Source organism: Terribacillus sp. DMT04, from assembly GCF_019056395.1.
In the GTDB taxonomy this organism is placed as follows: Bacteria; Bacillota; Bacilli; order Bacillales; family Amphibacillaceae; genus Terribacillus; species Terribacillus aidingensis_A.
Map to the genome: position 1 here is coordinate 2101593 of NZ_CP077639.1, position 19402 is coordinate 2120994.

The 19402-nt window shown below is 43.8% G+C and carries 18 protein-coding genes; 1 reads left to right on the plus strand and 17 read right to left on the minus strand.

Going from position 1 to position 19402, the window contains the following annotated elements; genetic code table 11:
- Positions 1 to 13: 13 nt before the first annotated feature.
- The 7 genes from KS242_RS11180 to hemA all read right to left on the minus strand — a co-directional run bounded on the left by KS242_RS11180 (position 14) and on the right by hemA (position 8067).
- Positions 14 to 1717, minus strand: a complete 1704-nt coding sequence (locus KS242_RS11180; protein ID WP_217321412.1) for a LysM peptidoglycan-binding domain-containing protein — start codon at positions 1715 to 1717, stop codon at positions 14 to 16.
- Between the two features lie 126 nt (positions 1718 to 1843).
- Positions 1844 to 3136: a glutamate-1-semialdehyde 2,1-aminomutase gene (gene hemL, locus KS242_RS11185; RefSeq protein ID WP_217321413.1), complete on the minus strand. Its 1293-nt coding sequence runs from the start codon at positions 3134 to 3136 to the stop codon at positions 1844 to 1846.
- Between the two features lie 13 nt (positions 3137 to 3149).
- Positions 3150 to 4127, minus strand: a complete 978-nt coding sequence (gene hemB, locus KS242_RS11190) for a porphobilinogen synthase (RefSeq protein WP_371747537.1) — start codon at positions 4125 to 4127, stop codon at positions 3150 to 3152.
- 1 nt (position 4128) lies between these two features.
- Positions 4129 to 4914 carry a uroporphyrinogen-III synthase gene (locus tag KS242_RS11195; protein ID WP_217321414.1) on the minus strand — a complete coding sequence of 262 codons (786 nt, stop codon included), beginning with the start codon at positions 4912 to 4914 and terminating at the stop codon, positions 4129 to 4131.
- Positions 4911 to 5843 (minus strand): hydroxymethylbilane synthase, encoded by a 933-nt coding sequence (gene hemC / locus KS242_RS11200; RefSeq protein ID WP_217321415.1) that lies wholly within the window; start codon positions 5841 to 5843, stop codon positions 4911 to 4913. The genes KS242_RS11195 and hemC overlap by 4 nt, the downstream gene beginning before the upstream one ends.
- A 26-nt stretch (positions 5844 to 5869) precedes the next feature.
- Entirely contained in the window at positions 5870 to 6694 is an 825-nt protein-coding gene (locus KS242_RS11205; RefSeq protein ID WP_217321416.1) for a cytochrome C assembly family protein, read from the minus strand.
- A 17-nt stretch (positions 6695 to 6711) separates the two neighbouring features.
- Positions 6712 to 8067 carry a glutamyl-tRNA reductase gene (hemA, locus tag KS242_RS11210; protein ID WP_217321417.1) on the minus strand — a complete coding sequence of 452 codons (1356 nt, stop codon included), beginning with the start codon at positions 8065 to 8067 and terminating at the stop codon, positions 6712 to 6714.
- Positions 8068 to 8302: 235 nt separating this feature from the next.
- Between hemA and KS242_RS11215 the strand changes: the two genes are divergently transcribed.
- Positions 8303 to 8785 carry a LiaI-LiaF-like domain-containing protein gene (locus tag KS242_RS11215; protein WP_217321418.1) on the plus strand — a complete coding sequence of 161 codons (483 nt, stop codon included), beginning with the start codon at positions 8303 to 8305 and terminating at the stop codon, positions 8783 to 8785.
- Positions 8786 to 8818: 33 nt separating this feature from the next.
- Here KS242_RS11215 and yihA read toward each other — a convergent pair whose 3' ends face one another.
- From yihA to KS242_RS11265, 10 genes are all read right to left on the minus strand, one after another.
- The gene (yihA, locus tag KS242_RS11220) at positions 8819 to 9400 is read right to left on the minus strand and encodes a ribosome biogenesis GTP-binding protein YihA/YsxC (protein WP_077308300.1); all 582 of its coding nucleotides are present in this window, start codon (positions 9398 to 9400) and stop codon (positions 8819 to 8821) included.
- A complete protein-coding gene (gene lon / locus KS242_RS11225) occupies positions 9387 to 11723 on the minus strand; it encodes an endopeptidase La (protein WP_217321419.1) in 2337 nt (778 codons plus the stop codon). The genes yihA and lon overlap by 14 nt, the downstream gene beginning before the upstream one ends.
- A 155-nt stretch (positions 11724 to 11878) precedes the next feature.
- Entirely contained in the window at positions 11879 to 13159 is a 1281-nt protein-coding gene (gene clpX / locus KS242_RS11230) for an ATP-dependent protease ATP-binding subunit ClpX (RefSeq protein WP_217321420.1), read from the minus strand.
- A 408-nt stretch (positions 13160 to 13567) separates the two neighbouring features.
- Positions 13568 to 14857 carry a trigger factor gene (gene tig / locus KS242_RS11235; RefSeq protein WP_217321421.1) on the minus strand — a complete coding sequence of 430 codons (1290 nt, stop codon included), beginning with the start codon at positions 14855 to 14857 and terminating at the stop codon, positions 13568 to 13570.
- A gap of 144 nt (positions 14858 to 15001) precedes the next feature.
- Positions 15002 to 15985, minus strand: a complete 984-nt coding sequence (locus KS242_RS11240) for a tetratricopeptide repeat protein (RefSeq protein ID WP_217321422.1) — start codon at positions 15983 to 15985, stop codon at positions 15002 to 15004.
- 143 nt (positions 15986 to 16128) lie between these two features.
- Complete coding sequence (locus KS242_RS11245) at positions 16129 to 16467, minus strand: hypothetical protein (protein WP_217321423.1); 339 nt, start codon at positions 16465 to 16467, stop codon at positions 16129 to 16131.
- Between the two features lie 74 nt (positions 16468 to 16541).
- A complete protein-coding gene (locus tag KS242_RS11250; RefSeq protein ID WP_217321424.1) occupies positions 16542 to 17735 on the minus strand; it encodes a hypothetical protein in 1194 nt (397 codons plus the stop codon).
- A 112-nt stretch (positions 17736 to 17847) separates the two neighbouring features.
- Positions 17848 to 18162: a hypothetical protein gene (locus tag KS242_RS11255; protein WP_217321425.1), complete on the minus strand. Its 315-nt coding sequence runs from the start codon at positions 18160 to 18162 to the stop codon at positions 17848 to 17850.
- A 127-nt stretch (positions 18163 to 18289) separates the two neighbouring features.
- Positions 18290 to 18730, minus strand: a complete 441-nt coding sequence (locus tag KS242_RS11260; protein WP_217321426.1) for a cell wall hydrolase — start codon at positions 18728 to 18730, stop codon at positions 18290 to 18292.
- Positions 18731 to 18800: 70 nt separating this feature from the next.
- Positions 18801 to 19400: an SGNH/GDSL hydrolase family protein gene (locus tag KS242_RS11265; RefSeq protein ID WP_217321427.1), complete on the minus strand. Its 600-nt coding sequence runs from the start codon at positions 19398 to 19400 to the stop codon at positions 18801 to 18803.
- Positions 19401 to 19402 lie beyond the last annotated feature (2 nt).

A 19402-nucleotide genomic window follows, 5' to 3' on the forward strand; every position in this document is an offset into this window, starting at 1 on the left:
CGTTCTCATATAATTAGCCTTTCTTTGCACGGCGCTGCTGCGGAATGACAAGAAGCTGCCCTTCTGCAACTGCATCTTCCTCCAATTTGTTTGAGCTGAGGATTGAGCTCGCCGGCACATCATAGCGCGTAGCAATCTTCTCTAACGTATCTCTTTCCTGCACGATACAAACACGTACCTTGGTGAATGTTTCTTCTCTCGCACCAAACATACTAACGAGGAAGTTTGTATTACTGCGATCATCTGCTGTTTCTTGCTCTTCCGCTTCTTCTGCCAAGTCTTGCGGCTGAAGCTCTTGATTAACTGGTACTTCTTGAACAGATAAATCTTTATAAGAATCTGTGTATGGATTGTCATCGATGTCATCTTCTTCAAGATCGGCTTGCGGTACTTCCGTCGGCTCTGCAGTTTTGCTGCCGAAGAATTCACTTAGCGTTTTCGTTTCTTTATACTTCCAACGATCATCTTCCTCAGACGCTAACACAGGCGGAGCTTCAAATGCCGGGGGTGGCGGTACGTCTTCTTCCTGCTTCGCTTGGTACGTAAAAGTAAAGTCAGGAGCTTCTGCAGGCGCCTCATGCGGCAGCTCACGATCCAGTGTGTACACATTATCGTCTTCAGGGGCTGCTTGGCGGAAATCAGCTGCTTGAAAAGCGTCCTCCAGTTCATCCGGCAGCACATACGGCTCCTCTGGCTTCTGCTCGTCATCCTCAGCAGCATCAGCTTCTTCTTCTTGCAAAATGGAAGGTATCTGATCTGCTTCATACGCTGCTTGCTTTCGCAACTCTTCATATGCTTCATTTGCTCGCAAAGCCTCTGCGTGCGCTTCTTCCAATGCTTGCTCTTGTAAGTGCGCTTCCTGGATTGCTTGCTCTTGCAGATAAGCTTCTTCAATTTCAGATTCGTCTGGCTGCTCGTCTTCCGCTTCATCTGCTGAATCTGCTGGCACATCTGTTTCGTATTGTGCTTGTGAGAAGGAATAGCTCTGTGTTTCAAGCTGTTCCGTTTCCTCTGGCTGCGGAGAAGCGCTATATGCTTCTTGATTAAAGTTGTACGGCTGCTGCTCGTCACGTGGCTCCGCTGCAGCTTCTGACGTTACATTTTCAGTTTGTTCTGTTTGGAATGAATAAGCTTGCTTCTCATCTTGATAATTCTCACGAGCTGCAGCTTCAATCTGTTCAGCTATTTCGTCTGTATAAGACTGCACTGGCTCGCCTTGCTCAAATGTTGGAATAGGGTAGTAAGGCTGCTCTGGCGCTGGAGCTTGTGTTTCCGGCTGCCTTTGTTCCTCTGTGACACCATAGATTGCAACAGTAGCATGAAGTTCCAGCACATTTGTGCCGGGAATGTCATAATCAAACTGATCAATCGCTACATACACCTCGTTCAGCTGGCGTATACGATGTTTAGGAACAGATATTTCAACGGGAAAGCGATGATAAAATGTATTGGTGCCAGTTTGCTGTTTTTCTACATTCTCAATTTCTCTTGTACCTGGACTTACAGCTACTGCACTGCCTTCCACAACTTCCTCAACAGGATGATATTCACCTGTTAGTTCAATGACACCATGAACAGAAATATCATGCTCAAACTCCTGGATATTGATCTCCGGCTCCAATGCGATTCCGATAAGATCCTGCAGCTGGTCTTCAGCTCGAAAACTGAGTGATTCTTTTATATCAAACGTAAAAGGCGTTGTCTCATTTTTAGACAAGTGGAATCCTCCCTCCAAGATTTAAGCATTCTCTGTACTAAAACCTATGCAGGTGCTGCTGCACATATGTAGGAAAATCCCTTGTCCGTAAGAAAAAAAGCCCAAGCAATAAGCTTGGACTTTCGTTTATGATGCTGCTATTTTTTTGAACGCTTGTCTTGCCGCTTCAATTGTTGCTTCGATATCTTCATCTGTGTGCGCAGCTGACAGGAATAAACCTTCGAACTGGGACGGCGGCAGGAAGATGCCTGCTTCAATCATTTCTCGGTAATAGGTAGAGAAGTGATCTAAATTAGCTGTTTTTGCAGTATCAAAGTTGATAACCGGTTCGTTCGTAAAGAATACGCCGATCATCGAACCCGCTCGGTTCACTTGCAAAGGAATACCGAATTCCTCTGCCGCTGCTTTATACCCTTCCGCAAGACGGTCAGCATGCGCATTGATTTTTTCATACGCTGCTTTATCCATCGCAGCCAATGTCTCATAACCAGCTGTCATTGCCAATGGGTTACCTGATAACGTACCTGCTTGATAAATATCACCAGCTGGCGCAATTCGGTCCATGATATCTTTACGGCCGCCATACGCACCGACTGGAAGACCGCCGCCGATGATTTTACCTAGACAAGTTAAATCCGGCTCCACGTCAAAATGACCTTGCGCTGAATGGTAGCCAACGCGGAAACCTGTCATTACCTCGTCAAAGATAAGCAACGAGCCATGCTGCTTTGTAATCTCCCGGATACCTTCCAGGAAACCAGGCTGCGGCGGCACAACACCCATATTACCGCAAACTGGCTCAGCAATTACCGCAGCAATATCGTCACCAAACTGTTCAAACGCATATTTGACGCTTTCTAAATCATTATATGGAACCGTAATAGTGTTTCGGGCAATTGTCTCTGGTACTCCTGGACTGTCTGGCAGACCGAGTGTTGCTACACCAGAGCCTGCTTTAATCAATAGCGAGTCTCCATGGCCGTGGTAGCTGCCGACAAACTTCAGAATCTTGTCACGCCCAGTAAAGCCTCGTGCAAGACGCAAAGCACTCATCGTAGCTTCTGTACCTGAGTTAACCATGCGGACAATCTCCATAGAAGGAATACGCTCTTTTACTAAAGCAGCCATCTTATTTTCGATAACTGTTGGAGCACCGAAGCTTGTTCCTTTTTCCGTAACGCTTTTAAGCCCTTCCACGACACGCTCATCTGCATGACCTAAAATGAGCGGACCCCAGCTTAGTACGTAATCAATATACGTATTCCCATCAATATCGGTAATCTTTGAACCCTTCCCGCTTTCCATAAAAATTGGGTCCATCCCGACAGAACGAAAAGCACGAACTGGAGAGTTCACGCCGCCAGGCATGTGCTGTTTAGCTTCTTCGAATGCTGCAATTGATTTTTCAAAGTCCTTCATTGCGATTCCTCCTTTAATTATCTTCCTTCAGCCATCTTGCTACATCTTTAGCAAAGTACGTCATAATCAAATCAGCACCCGCACGCTTCATACCGATCATTTTTTCCATAACAATGGCTTTCTCATCGATCCAGCCGTTCAGCGCAGCTGCTTTAACCATGCTGTACTCTCCGCTTACGTTATACGCAACAACTGGCGCATTGAAGTTATTGCGAACATCACGAATAATATCTAAGTAAGCAAGTGCAGGTTTGACAATTAAGAAGTCTGCATTTTCTTCTATATCAGATTCAGCTTCGCGCAGTGCTTCCATTCTGTTAGAAGGATCCATTTGATATGTTTTGCGATCGCCAAACTGCGGAGCACCATCTGCCGCTTCACGGAACGGACCATAGAAAGCAGAAGCGTATTTGACGGAATAAGCCATAATCGGTATGTTTGCAAATCCAGCTTCATCCAATCCTTTACGGATAGCTTGTACATACCCGTCCATCATGTTGGAAGGGGCAATAATATCTGCTCCTGCTTTCGCCTGGCTTACAGCTGTATCTACCAAGTAGCCCAGTGATTCATCATTATCGATTATTCCGTCATGAACAATACCGCAATGGCCGTGAGACGTGTATTCGCAAAGGCATGTATCGGCAATCAAAAGCAAGTCCGGGAATTCTTGTTTCGTCTGTGTGATAGCCCGCTGCACGATGCCATGATCATGGAATGCGCCCGTGCCAACTTCATCTTTCTCTGCCGGGATACCAAAGAATAAGACAGATTTAATTCCAAGTTCGCTAACTTCCTTCATTTCAGCTGCTAAGTTATCAAGTGACAGCTGAAATACGCCCGGCATGGAGGAAACTTCATTACGGATGTTCTCCCCTTCTGCTACGAATACCGGATAAATCAAATCATCTACCGTTACTTGTGTTTCTCTTACTAATGCCCGCATGTTCGCAGATGTACGCAAACGGCGGTGGCGTTTAAATTCAGCCATATTAATCACCTGTCCTTTGTTCATAGAAGTGTACTAATGTATCAATCATTGCTTCTGCCGTAAACACATCCGGCACCAGAATGTTATGAAAGCCGTGCCTCTTGGCAGCTCTTTCTGTTGTCGGACCAATTACAAGACACAGCTTGTCTAGCTGTGCGAATTTCATACGAGAGCTGCGGATAAACCTGAAAAAGGCCTCAATGGAAGAGGGACTCGTAAAAGTCAGCACCTCTGGTTTCTCTTGCTCCAGCACCTCGTTTAAAAGCGTCTGATTTGTTTGCTCTTCTACCGTATCATATACAACCATTTTCTCAAATGCATAGTCATTCTGGCTTAAACCATTTGCCAAAGCTGGCCGGGACAGACTGCCTTGAACAAGCAAAATACGGCTGACAGTCTGGTGTGCTGCTGCAAAGGCAACTGCTAAATCATCTGCCGTATATGCTTCTGGAACCAAATCAGCTTTCCGGCCAATTATCTCCTCTATCGCATCAGCCGTCTTTTGTCCGACAGCAGCTATTCGGCAATGACGCCAATTGTCCAAATGGGAATAGTTCTCTACGATTGCTTGAAAATGTTTTACACCGTTTCTGCTGGAAAAGAACAGCCAATTGTACTGATCTGCTTGCCGAGAAAGCAATTGATTGCGTTCATCGTCTCTCGTTTGGAAAGTTAATAACGGCACCTCTATCGGGTCTGCGCCTGCAAGAGAGAGCTGCTCAGCGAACCGCGCTGTCTGCTGCTTCGGACGCGTTACCAGCACCTTGACAGCCGGCAGCCGGCTCATTTAGATTCAGACTCCTGAATCGCCTTGTTGACAATCTCCTGTGCACCTTGTTCCTGCATACGTTCTGCAGCAATCTTCCCTACGTCTTGCGGATCGGCTCCGCGTACTTCTTCTTTGTATACTTCCTTACCATCCGGAGAGGCAATCAAAGCTGTTAAAACAACTTCATCTTCCTCCATATGTGCAACACCTGCAATGGGTACTTGGCAGCTGCCGTTCATCAGATAAAGGAAAGTACGCTCAGCCAATACCGTTTGCTGTGTATACGAATCATTGATCTTCGCTAGCAGCTCAATCAATTCCATATCTGTATCACGGCACTCAATCGCTAAAGCTCCTTGTCCGATTGCCGGCAGACATAGATCTGTTTCCAGGAACTCAGTCACTATGTCATCGCTCCAGCCCATCCGTTTTAAACCAGCAGCTGCGAGGACAATTGCATCAAAGTTTTCTTCTTTCAATTTTCGCAGACGTGTATCGATATTACCGCGAATCGGTTTAATTTCAACGTCCGGACGAATGGAAAGGATTTGCGAAGCGCGTCGCAAACTGCTCGTTCCTACAACCGCACCTTCAGGCAGTTCTTTTAAAGGAAGGTTATTCTTTGAGATCAGGGCATCACGATAGTCTTCTCGTACAGGTACACTGGCAATTGTCAGACCGACTGGAAGCTCTGATGGCATATCTTTCATACTATGTACAGCCATATCAATGTCTTCGTTATACATAGCTTCCTCAATTTCCTTCACAAACAATCCTTTTCCTCCGACTTTGGATAATGTCACGTCGAGGATCTTATCGCCTTTTGTTTCAATCTTCTTTATTTCAAATTCATATGGTGCGCCAGCTCGTTTCAGCTGTTCGATTACCCACTTTGTCTGCGTGAGCGCCAGATTACTTTTTCTTGAACCTACGATAATTTTTCGCATTGCAATACCTCCTGGAAGATGGGTCGTTACTCTGTAAAATGAAAAGATGAATACGTGCTCAGCAAGAAGAAGTTAATGATAAGAATTAGGAATGCCGCTATTGTATAGATTGCTAATCCTTTTCCTCGAATACCTCTTGCTAAACGCAGGAATAGATAGACGGCATAAACAGCTAAAACGGTCAGTGAGCCGATCGTCTTCCAATCATACCAATAAAAGACCGCCGCTGTCGTGTATGCCCAAACAACACCCATAATAACTGATAACAGCAATAATGGCGTGCCAATAGTGATCGATGTAAAGGTGTATGTCTCTAGCTTACCCAAGTCACCGAGTCTCGTCCAAAATCGGTACCCTTTTTTCTGTTTAAGAAGCTGATACTGCATAACATACATGACAGAAAAGACGAAGGACAGCGTAAAGAATGCATAAGCGAGTATTGCTAACGTAATATGTGCAATCAGCACTTCATTCATAAACGGAATTGTTCTCGTCCACTGCCGCTCATAAGCGGAGCTCGTAATATATAACAACATCATAAAAAAGCCGACCACGTTCAAAAAGAACGTGAGAAAATCGACTTTGTAAATCCGATTAATAAATAAGGACAAAGACACAAGCACCCAAGCATAAAAATATAACCCTTCATAGACGTCTTTAACTGGCAGACCGCCATGTGAAATCATTTCCTGCAATAAAAAAAGGCTCTGAAAGAACCAAACCAATGTAAGCAAACGGAAGGCGAGTTGATTCGCCTTCCGATTTTTTTGTATAAAGTCGATAAAATAGCTGAAAATGCTGGCTGCATATAAAACTAATATAATTTCATAAAGATAAGCAGGTACCTGCATTTGGGAGCCCTTCTTTTTTATCTAGTAGTGGATGCATTAGGTACAGATACAATATTCTGTGCCTCATGCCGCTCCAGTTTAATGATATTATTCTGTTTGTCCAGGACAGCTTTCTCAATACCAAAGATCTCTGCGAATTGCTGGATAAGCTCTTCGCTGTTTTCACGGCCGGCAAGCTCTTTCGCCTGTGTAATAGGCTGTTTTAGCATTTGGTTCACGATACTTTTCGTATGCTTGTTCAACACGCGGATTTCCCGTTCATTCAAATTCGGCAATTTACGTTCGAGGCTCTTCATTGTTTCTGTCTGTATGGAAGCTGCTTTGCGGCGAAGCTCCGTAATTACGGGTACAACGCCTAATGTTTGCAGCCATACTTTAAAATCAACAATACCGCCTTCGATCATAATTTCGATCTTTTCAACAGCTTCTTGACGGGCAGCTAAATTCGCGTCCACGACATCCTGTAAATCATCGATATCATATAAGAATGTGCTTTCCAATTCGTCTACATCCGGATTAATATCGCGTGGCACAGCAATGTCGACCAGGAATAGTGGCTGGCCTTTTCGTGCTTTGAGAATAGGCTGGAGAATTTGTTTATCCAGCACATACCCTGGTGCCCCAGTAGAACTGATGACAATGTCTGCGTGCTGCAAAGCAGACTCTAATTCATCCCAGCCAGCTGCTTTGCCGTTGAACAATGCTGCTAGCTGTTCCGCTTTTTCTTTCGTACGGTTAACAACTGTTACATCCTTTACGCCTGAACCTTGCAGATTTTTTGCTGCCAGTTCCCCCATTTTACCAGCGCCAAGAATAACAACTCGTTTTGAAGCGATATCACCGAATATCTTCTTCGATAGCTCCACTGCTGCATAGCTGACAGAAACCGCATTCTCACCGATTCCTGTTTCTGTATGTGCCCGTTTTGCTACTGTAACTGCTTGTTTAAATAACTCATTGTATATTGTGCCCGATGTATGCAGCTCCTGTGCTTTTTGAAAAGCGCGTTTCAGCTGGCCTAGGATTTGTGTTTCCCCTACAACCATAGAATCCAGCCCGCTTGCTACGCGGTACAGGTGCTCCACAGCTCGTTCATCCTCATGAAATGTAAGATAAGATGCGATCTCTTCTTTCTCTATACCGAACCATTCAGATAAGAATTTCTTTATATAATAGCGCCCGGTATGCATTTGATCGACTACTGCATATATCTCCGTGCGGTTGCATGTAGAAACGATCACATTCTCGAGCATGCTTTTCTGGTTGGAGAGTGCTTGCATCGCTAATCCAAGCTCTTCTTCCTTGAAGGTTAATCTTTCTCTTATTTCAATCGGGGCTGTGCGATAATTGATTCCTGCAACTAACATGTACATTCCCTTTTTCCCCCTTGAAAACCGTATCGCTCATACCAGTATAACACTACGCAATTTCTGTCCTCGATTAATTTGTGAACAGAACGTAAACAATTGTGTTAGGATAAAGTGTGTCTTGCATTTAGGTGTGAGTTTGTGAATAATTTAATAAGTACATATAACAAATTAACACAGCTACTCATGATAATCAACGATTTAATCTTATTTAATAATAATTATTATGTGGAGAGATGTTATGTCAAAGAAAAATGCTTTTGCCGGATTTTTATTACTTGGAGTTGGCGCTTACTTTTTGCTGCGTCAGTTGCGTGTACCCCTTTTTGTTGACTTTTATTCGTGGCCAACATTACTTATTATTATCGGTGCCGCACTGTTATTGCATGCTTATCTTGCGAAAGATCATAAAAACTTATTCGCCGGCTATACACTGCTTGGTCTGGGAGTCCATTTTCATGGGCTGCGCCACTACACGTTTTGGACGGATAGCTGGGGTGCCTATCCGCTCTTGGTTGGAGCTGCGCTTTTACTGGCAGCGCTGAAAACCAAAAAAGGCTACATATGGGCGATTTTGCTGCTGGCACTTGGTATTTTTGCGATTGCCGCCCCTGCACAGCCGGCATGGTTTGGCTGGCTCGACCGAATAGCTGGTGTCATTCGTGATTTCTGGCCTGTGCTGCTCATACTTGCTGGCGCATACCTTTTGTTCCGAAAAAAATAACCGTACAAGCTCAGCGGCTTGTACGGTTATTTTTCATAGGAATTGTTTTAATACTCCCCATGCTTCTTCCTTACCTTCTCCTGTTTCAGATGAGAACGGCAATATGATGTCTTCTTGTTCCAGCTGCAATTCATCAGCTGCGCGTTTAATATGCTGCACACGCTTGCCTTTTGGAATCTTGTCCAATTTCGTTGCAACCACAACTACCGGCAGTTCATAATGCTTGAGAAAATCATACATGGTCACATCGTCCTTGGTTGGCTTGTGCCGAATATCAACTAACAGCACGACTGCCTTCAAGTTTTCCCGCTCTGTAAAATATTCTTCAAGCATTCTGCCCCATGCGTTACGTTCCCGCTTGGAAACTTTTGCATAGCCATAGCCCGGCACATCGACGAAATGGAAACGCTCATTGATCTTGTAAAAGTTCAATGTTTGCGTCTTTCCTGGTTTCTGTGATGTGCGGACAAGGTTCTTTCGGTTAATCATCTTATTAATAAAAGATGACTTCCCAACATTAGAGCGGCCAGCTAAAGCAATCTCCGGCATATGCGTCTCCGGATATTGCTTTTTCGATACCGCGCTAATTACTATTTCTGCTTCAGTTACTTTCATGTTTATCTTCCACCAATGCGTATTTTAATACCTCATCAAGATGGCTGACTTTAATAAACGTCATGTCCTGCTTAATTGTATCCGGAATGTCTTCCAAATCCCGGTCATTGTCAGCTGGGAAAAGTATCGTTGATATTCCGGCTCGGTGTGCGCTCAAGGATTTCTCCTTTAGACCGCCAATCGGCAGCACGCGCCCGCGAAGCGTAATCTCACCAGTCATACCCACTTCTTTTCGTACCGGTCTGCCCGTCAATGCACTAGTCAAAGCGGTCGCAATCGTAATACCAGCGGAAGGCCCATCTTTCGGTGTTGCTCCTTCTGGCACATGGATATGGATATCATACTGTTCGTGGAACGCCGGATCCACACCAAGCTTCTCCGCATTCGAACGGATATAGCTGAATGCTGCCTGAGCAGATTCTTTCATCACATCGCCAAGTTTCCCAGTGAGCGTCAGTTTTCCTTTTCCTGGAGATAAAGAAACTTCGATAGATAGTGTATCTCCGCCGGCTGTTGTATAAGCAAGACCTGTCGCTGCGCCAACTTGATTCTCCTCTTCCATTAAACCATAACGGAAGCGCGGACGTCCAAGTAATTCTTCCACTTTCTTTTCGGTAACGGTAATTCGCTTCTTATCTTCTGACACAATGATTCTGGCAACTTTTCGGCATACAGCAGCAAGTTCACGTTCCAGCCCGCGGACACCAGCTTCTCTCGTGTAGCGGCGAACAATATGCTGCAATGCTTCATCTTTTAAAATAATATTGCCTTTTTTCAATCCATTTTCTTTAATCTGCTTTGGCAGTAAGTGTTCTTTGGCAATATGCAGCTTTTCCACTTCGGTGTATCCTGCTATGCTGATAATCTCCATCCGATCCAGCAGTGGTCCTGGAATAGAACCGAGATTGTTCGCTGTAGCAATAAACATCACATTGGATAGATCATACGTTTCTTCAATGAAGTGATCACTGAATGTGCTGTTTTGTTCCGGATCCAGCACTTCAAGCATCGCGGAAGATGGATCGCCTCGGAAATCATTTGACATCTTGTCAATCTCATCAAGAAGGACAATTGGATTGGTTGTTCCTGCACGGCGCATTCCCTGCATGATACGTCCAGGCATCGCGCCAACATACGTCCGACGGTGACCGCGAATCTCCGCTTCATCTCGAACACCACCTAATGATATACGGACGAAGTTACGGTTGATCGCTTTCCCAATACTTGTAGCTAAAGATGTTTTCCCGACCCCAGGAGGTCCAGCCAAGCACAAAATCGGCCCTTTTAAGGAATTGGTAAGCTTTTGTACAGCCAAATACTCCAAAATCCGTTCTTTCACTTTTTCCAAGCCATAATGATCGGCATCCAACGTTTCCTCTGCATGCGGAATATCCAAATTGTCTTCTGTTTGTTTCTTCCACGGCAAGGCAATTAACCATTCGAGATAGTTGCGGATAACAGAGCTTTCCGCTGAGCTTTGCGGTACTCGTTCGTATCGGCTCAGTTCCTTCTCTGCAATTTCTTTCATATGGTCTGTCATGTCCGAATTCTTGATATCCTCACGGAACTGTTCGATTTCCCCGGACTTGCCATCCCGGTCGCCCAGCTCCTTCTGGATTGCTTTCATTTGCTCACGCAAGTAATATTCCTTTTGCGTCTTCTCAACGGACTGCTTCACACGCTGTCCGATTTTTTTCTCTAAATCCAATACTTCTCGCTCATTGGTAATAATGGTGATGATGTGACGCAGCCGTTCTTTAACATCCAGCATCTCCAAGATTTCCTGTTTATCTTCTAATCGCAAAGAAAGATGCGATGTAATAATATCCGCCATCCGTCCCGGCTCTTTGATATCTGTTAAGGTTGCCAATGTTTCTTGGCCAATCTTCTTCGAAACCTTTATGTATTGCTCAAACTGTTCCAACAACGCACGCATGAGCGCCTCTTCTTCATTCTTCGTGCCGTGCTCGTCTGGTCTTTCTTCGATTTCGACGATGAATTGCTTTTCATCTTCAACAAAACGAATGATTTCCGCTCTATATAATCCTTCAACCAGCACGCGCATGGTACCGTTCGGCAGCTTCATCATCTGATTGACTTTTGCTACAGTACCGACTCGATGAATCTCTTCTTCCGTCGGCTGATCCAGGTCTACCTCTTTTTGCGCAGCAAGAAAGATTGTTTCTTCTTCCAACATCGCACGTTCCAATGCATGCACCGATTTCTCTCTGCCTACATCTAAATGCAACACCATCGTAGGAAAAATAAGCAATCCTCGTAAGGGCAAGAGAGGCGTTACTAGTGTCTTTTCTTTTTCTCCCATCGTGACACCTCCATATGTCTTCTTGAGTCCTTTTTAAAGTATATACACAACAGCGGTACAGTACCCACACTTTGTGCATTTAAAGAAAAAAATCCCTTGCCACCAACTGTAACAAGGGATTTGCTGTACATGTTATATTGCCTGACCGATGAAACTTATGCGCTCTCTTTTGGAGATTGTTTATTTTCATCTGTAACGGTGCCATCATGAAGAACAAATTTCGGACGGCCGTTTTCAAGCAGTACGGTGTCTTTAGTTATGATGCATTGCTTAATATCATCACGGGACGGCAGCTCATACATAACATCAAGCATGATACCTTCCATAATGGAACGCAAACCACGTGCACCCGTTTTACGTTCAATTGCCAGTTTGGCAATTTCGCGCAAGGCTTCTTCCTCGATTACCAATTCTACATGGTCCATCTGGAATAACTTCTCGTATTGTTTAACCAATGCGTTTTTCGGTTTCGTTAAAATTTCAATCAATGCCTCTTCATCAAGCGGCTCTAGAGCGCCGATAACTGGAAGACGACCGATGAATTCAGGAATCAAACCGAATTTCAGCATATCTTCCGGCAATACTTTAGCAAGCAATTCGCCTTTATCAAGCGTCTGGCTGCCTTCTTCACTTGCACCGAAGCCGATTACTTTGTTACCAAGACGGCGTTTGATAATTTGCTCAATACCATCAAACGCACCACCGCAAATAAACAGAACGTTTGTCGTATCAATCTGGATGAATTCTTGATGCGGATGCTTACGGCCGCCTTGTGGCGGTACGCTCGCTACCGTACCTTCAAGGATTTTAAGAAGTGCTTGCTGCACACCTTCCCCTGATACATCACGTGTGATGGATGGGTTTTCGGATTTACGAGCAACTTTATCGATTTCATCAATGTAAATGATACCTTTTTCTGCTTTTTCTACATCGTAGTCCGCAGATTGGATCAGTTTAAGCAAGATGTTCTCTACGTCTTCCCCAACATAACCTGCTTCTGTTAGAGAAGTAGCATCCGCAATGGCGAACGGTACGTTAAGAATACGCGCTAAAGTCTGTGCAAGCAATGTCTTACCGCTACCAGTCGGTCCGATCATCGCAATATTACTCTTAGACAATTCTACATCGTCTGAACCTTTTGTGGAGTTAATCCGTTTGTAGTGGTTATATACCGCAACAGCAAGGTTTTTCTTCGCTTTGTCCTGTCCGATAACATAGTCATTTAGGATGTCGCGAATTTCTTGTGGTTTCGGAATTTCTTTGAATTCTACTTCTTCTTCATTCCCAAGTTCCTCTTCCACGATCTCTGTGCACAAGTCGATGCACTCATCACATATATAGACGCCTGGTCCGGCTACTAATTTACGTACTTGGTCTTGGCTTTTGCCGCAGAAAGAGCATTTCAGCTGCCCTTTTTCTTCATTAAATTTAAACATCATTTCACCCCTCGAATGTAATATCTATATATGATATCTCGAAAGATCAAACACATTCTGGATGCGCCCAGCCTTCCTTTAGCCAATCATATCAGATAACAGCAGTATTAAAAAGCAAAACACTTTTTCCCTCAGTATTAGCCAAATAACGGGGTATAAACCCTTGCTTCGAAAGATTTCTCTTTCTATCCCTGCTGGCAAATACTGCATATACGAAAAAAGAGGTACGTTTTATTATGGAGTTTTTTTTGTAAAAGTCAAATCATATGTATGTAGTATATGTAAACAAAAAAGTCGTTCATGCACGTATTCCACAGAGAGGGGAAGAATCCCTTCCTCTGTGCATACGTTTATGTTTTAGAAAAACAAGGCCCAGTGGTTGCTGCCTTGTTTTTCTCTATGTCTATCTTATGCAGTTTTACTGTTGTCAACCAACACATCAATTGCTTTTTGGAACTTCAGATCATCTTTAATAGCGTCTGTGTTGCCACCAAGCATTTGTGTTAATTGTTCTTTGTCTGTTTGGTACATTTCAGCCATCTTGTCAAGCTCAGCGTTAACATCCTCATCAGTTACATCAAGGTTTTCCGCTTTTGCGATTGCTTCAAGAGTCAAGTTTGTTTTCACACGTTTGCCAGCATCTTCTTTCATTTGCTCGCGAAGTGCAGCTTCATCTTGACCAGAGAACTGCTGATACATCTCAAGCGTCATACCTTGCATTTGCAAGCGCTGTTCGAATTCACGAACCATACGATCAAGCTCTGTATCTACCATTGCTTGTGGAACTTCTACAGTTGCATTGTCTGTAGCAAGGTTGATTAGCTGTTCACGCTTGTTGTTTTCAGCTGCGTTTGTTTTTTCTTCTTGCAAACGGTTTTTCGTTTTCTCACGAAGTGCATCCAAAGATTCTACTTCTTCGTCTACGTCTTTTGCGAATTCATCATCAAGCTCAGGAAGTTCTTTTGCTTTGATTTCATGAATTTTCACTTTGAAGACAGCTTCCTTACCAGCAAGCTCTTCTGCATGATATTCTTCAGGGAATGTTACAGTGATATCAGACTCACTGCCGGATTCTTTGCCTGTAAGCTGTTCTTCGAATCCAGGAATGAAGCTGCCAGAACCGATTTCTAAGCTATGGTTCTCTGCTTTTCCGCCTTCGAATGCAACGCCATCAACGAAGCCTTCGAAGTCCATTACAACTGTATCGCCTTCTTCAACTGTACCTTCTTCTTTAACAACCAATTCAGCTTGGTTGTTGCGAAGCGTCTCGATTTCTTTTTCTACATCTTCATCAGAAACAGTTGTATCTTCTGCTTCTACTTCAAGACCTTTATAGTCACCAAGTTCTACTTCAGGTTTGATTGCTACAGTAGCTTTGAAGATAAGTTCTTTACCTTGTTCGATTTGCTCAAGATCTACGTCCGGCTGTGCAACTGGCTCAATACCAGTCTCTTCAACAGCGTTCATATAAGCTTGAGGAAGCACGATATCAATCGCGTCTTGATATAGAGATTCTACACCAAAGCGTTGTTCGAACATTTTACGAGGTACTCTTCCTTTACGGAAACCTGGTACCTGTACAGTTTTGACAACTTTTTTAAACGCTTGGTCAAGCGCGTTGTCCAACTCTTCAGGGGATAGGGTAATTGTTAAGACACCCTCGTTCTTGCCTTCTGTTCTTTCGAATTTTGCTGACATAATATTCCCTCCAACATCTATCGTTTCTTACCTGTTAATCGTTCTCAATTCTAGCATTAAAGAAGTTATTAACTAGTACTGGTTTACAACCATCTCATTATAACATATTCATAGTCGCTTTCAACACTTACAGCACGAACTGTGTCATTCCTCGGCAACAGTCAGATATTTTGCTTCAAAAGTGATAATTTCTTCCATCATAGAAGCGATTTGCTGTGCTTCTTCATCTGAGACAGGCGGCTGCTCTATTTGTAAGTAGCTGCCTGCCAGCTTCTGCAGCGCTGCAGCCAGTGTCAAGCTCTCGTTTTCATCTGGAATAATAGGATATTTTACATACGTATATCGGTACAATAATTTGTACACCAAGTCGAAAAGTGATGGATTCTGCTGCTCAAGCAAATGCAGATGCTGAAGTACACGCTCCATCCCTTCTGATTTGTCTACTAGCTGTAAATTCTCAGGTATCACCGTAATTGTTTCTTTCATCTTATGTATGGAAACCGGAAATTCTATTTCCTGCTTGATGAACCACTCCAGTACGGCTGTTTGCACCACCGGATCAGATTCCTCATCAAGCAGATACGCTTCCATCTTTTGTACATGAGGACTTAAGTCGAGCAGGTGGCATTTTTGAATGAGCTGCCATTGAGCAGAGACATCCTGATTCGTTCTTGCTTTCTCAAAGTTATGTATCAGCTGATCGGCTGCCGTTTGATACTTATCTTCTGCCATTTTCCGACTCACCTTTTGCAGCTGGTCAAACGACGTTCGAAGCGGCACAGGAATAGTCTCCAGTTCATATACCTCATCCAGCATTTCCACTACCTCCTCGTAGCGACCGAGCTGGAACAGCAGCGTCAAATGAATATGTAAGTATTGCAGGTAATCCTTGTCCTTCGCTTCCAGCAGCTGCAAGGACATCTCTTCCGCCTCTTCATGTTTGCCAAGTTCCATCAAGCAGATTAGTCGACCTGTCAGAATTTCCGGCTGTCGGTAGCCATAATCCAACAGCTGCTCAAATTTCTGAATCGCTTCGGCATAATTTTTCTCCTGCAGCTCCTTCATCCCTTCCTGCTCCAACCGTGTCTTCAGACCGGGAAACAGTACTACATTATTCTCTTTATCCATCGGCAACATCCTTATCAGATTTTCAGTTCAGAGACACTGGTATCAGCTATACCCTTAAATGTAACAAAGAAAACGCTTGTTGAAAACTTATAATAGCAAAAAGCTGTGAATCAAACCATTCACAGCCTGTGCCACGTAACAAATTATTTGTCTGCATTGGATGCAGGAATCGGGAATGGTATCACATTCTCCATGCTTACTGGCAAATCATCTTCGTCTTCTTCATCCAGAAAATCAAACAGCCGCTGCTGCATATCTCCCATTTCTGAAGTCAGTTCTTCTTGTTTGTTATTTGTTGCAAAGATATCGCGCTTAATCTGAAGATAGAATTCCTTCAGTGCCTTATCCGTATACTTGCTCAACAGCCAGTCGGTTACCGTATACTCCTCTTGCAGCTCCAGGTCATAGATGCGGACCATAAAGTATTTGCCATAAGGAACAGATTCGATAAACCGATATCGTTTTGTCTCATCTAAGTACATAAGCCACCTCCAACCAAAGTGTAGCATGTATATCGATGCATTTATGTATATTTTCGCCATAATATACATAAAAATTACATTTTGTTCACACATATATCTGCTTTTTTCTTAACAGAAACACGTCTATAAGCGGTATCAGTGATATGGGCTTTCTTTCCTTTATACATGTCGACATAGTTATCATAAAGAATAGCACCTTCAATTGGTGATGTTTGGCTGCCTTTCAATCTGACTGCCGATCCATAACCTCCGCCGCCGCTAATCTGATTTTTGATAAGTAGTATATTCTTAACTGGGTTACTACGCCCTGTAGGTCTGTTGTTCACATCTGTATCATTTCGTCCGTCCACGTGATTGAGATGAATGGCAATTCCGCCACCGCATGTATCCAGACAGTTATGAAAGCAAACAACATCGCGCCACGAAAAGGCCCGGACCGCCCACTGCAGAGTCTCTTTCATTTTGTTATCAGTTATATAAATTCGTTCATGCCATCTGTCTGCTGTAGCAGCATGCGACCCAACTGCTCTGCCCCAGCTTCCTTTTGTCTGCGAGGGTCCAAAATAGTTATGGTGAATCCAAATATCCTGACATGCTGTTTGGTCAAATACAGACCCGCCCCATGGAAAAACACGACGCGTTTTTGCCAAGTCAAGCTGGATTGCTTCACTATAAGACCGCTTGCCATTGCGGTCATCATAGCCGCAAAATTGACAATCTCTCACCTCTGCATGCTGAACAGCATTCAATTCAATTGCATGTCCGCCGCCATGCTCAAGCAGCTGTACCTTTTCTATCAAAATATTTTTAGCATGCGCAAACACAAAACTTGTCCCGCCGCCAAATGCAGGGTAGTTCGCATTCCACTTACCGCCGCTGATAATGATGTTGCCATTGCCGGTATAATGGCGCATCCGATCACGCCGGCGCAAATTCAACAGCATAGGTCCATGATGCTCTTTCAAAAATACCGCCGCATCACTTGCTTCCAAATAAGTATGCTCCCGGAGACGCAAGGGGCGGCGCAGTATGTAGCGCCCAGGCGGAAAAATAATATGTATCCCCTTTTTATCAGCCAAACGTAAAAGCTGCTGGATACCTCTTGCATCGTCTCGCCTTCCATCAGCTCTGACAAGCGGATGATCTGTGGCTACTATTGTACGTGCAGTTATTAACTTTTCTTTTAAAAGACCTGTTGTTTTGCTGATGTTACGCAGATTTTCTGCCAAATACATAAATGTCTCTGTACTGTTTTGCACTGTCTCCATGCTGACTCCTCCATATCATTATCAATACTTATTCTTAACCGATATGGAATGCATTCAATCTTCAGCGGTGAAATTAATAAATCTAGTACAAATTAAGGCTGCTGCACATTCATTAATAGACGTTTGCTAACGCAGCATAAGAAAATAATAATACCCAGAAGCCGAAAAAGCAGTACACTAAGAACAACACAACGTGAGTTACGGCCAATGCTACTTTACTGCTAGTTTCGTAGGCGAAGAATGATGTGAAGAAACCAACAATTGGAACCGCTCCTAACGCTATCATAAGAAAAGTACCACTCTTAACTAGCAATTCTCCTAAAGGTGCGCCTGCTGATGCTAATGGCAGCACGAACAATATAATATAACCTGATACAAAGACAATTAAAGATGTTAGTGAAATGCGTTCTAATTCGAAATACTTCATACACAACCTCCTTGCCACAAACACATCATTTGTAATAATAACATAAATTATGGAATATAAATCATAAATAACCATCATGCAAAAAAGCCCTCCATAGCAAGGAAGGCCCATTTTCTGTTCTCCGTTATCACCCTATATACACACTCTCACAAGTCCCCGGCAGCGGTTCGTAAAAACAATGGTCTTTGTACTGGCCGGTAAACGGCTGATCATACCAAGTAGGCGGGCATGGCGCGTAAGGATTGAAGTACCAAAGGGCATACCGTGCGGGCTGCTCGCGCCAATTCTTTAAATTCCTTTCGGCCAGCCTTCTTTCTGAATCGCGTGCTCGCTGATAAAAGACGTTGCCTTTCTGTACAGCTTCAAACGAATAGTTGCCGCCTTGTACTTGAAAGATAACATCACGGATTGCTCGAACATCGCCAAAATCTAAGCAATCAGCTACCGCTCTGTTCACAATAACTGTTCCAACGTAAAGCATGCCTTGCTGCCCTTCTCCCTCAGCTTCTGCTCGCATCATTCTGGCCATGAGATCTACATCTTTGCTGGTGTACTTGACTCGTGCCATTTTATCACCTCAGAACAACGTATGAAGAAGAACCTTGTCTAATGCCAGCGTATTTTAGATTTTATAAGGATTACATTCCTTCTGCGGCATAATATGCTTTCAGCCATGTATCAGCCATCAGCTGGTTGCCCGCTTCCGTCATATGAACGCCATCCGTTGTCAAATCAGTCTTTTCTGTTTCCAGGAATGCTGTGTGCGTCGGGACTAATGTTGCTTTGTATGTTGTAGCCAATTCTCGTACAATTTCTACATACGGCAGCAGCAGCTGATTTCCTTTTGAATTCTTATTTTCCTCAATAATTGTTGGCTCCATGAGGAACAGCTTTGCTTCAAGCTTGACGGTTTCAGCCAGCAATTTGTTATAGACGTCTTTGAATTCCTCAGGTGAAACCTGCTTTATTTGCGGCTGATCCAGCTGTCTCCAAACGTCATTGATACCAATAGAAACAGAAATTAAGTCGGGGGCTAAACGGAGTACATCTTCTTCCCATCTTGCAGCTAAATCGGTAACGCGATGACCTCCCACTCCTTTATTAATAACCTCTGCTTCTTTTTTCTGCTGGATGTCATCTTGAATCATTTTTACGTAACCGTCTCCTATCGCCAGCGGATCTTCAAACCTTCCGCACTCTGTTATGCTGTCACCGATAAAAACCCATTTTTCCGCCATGT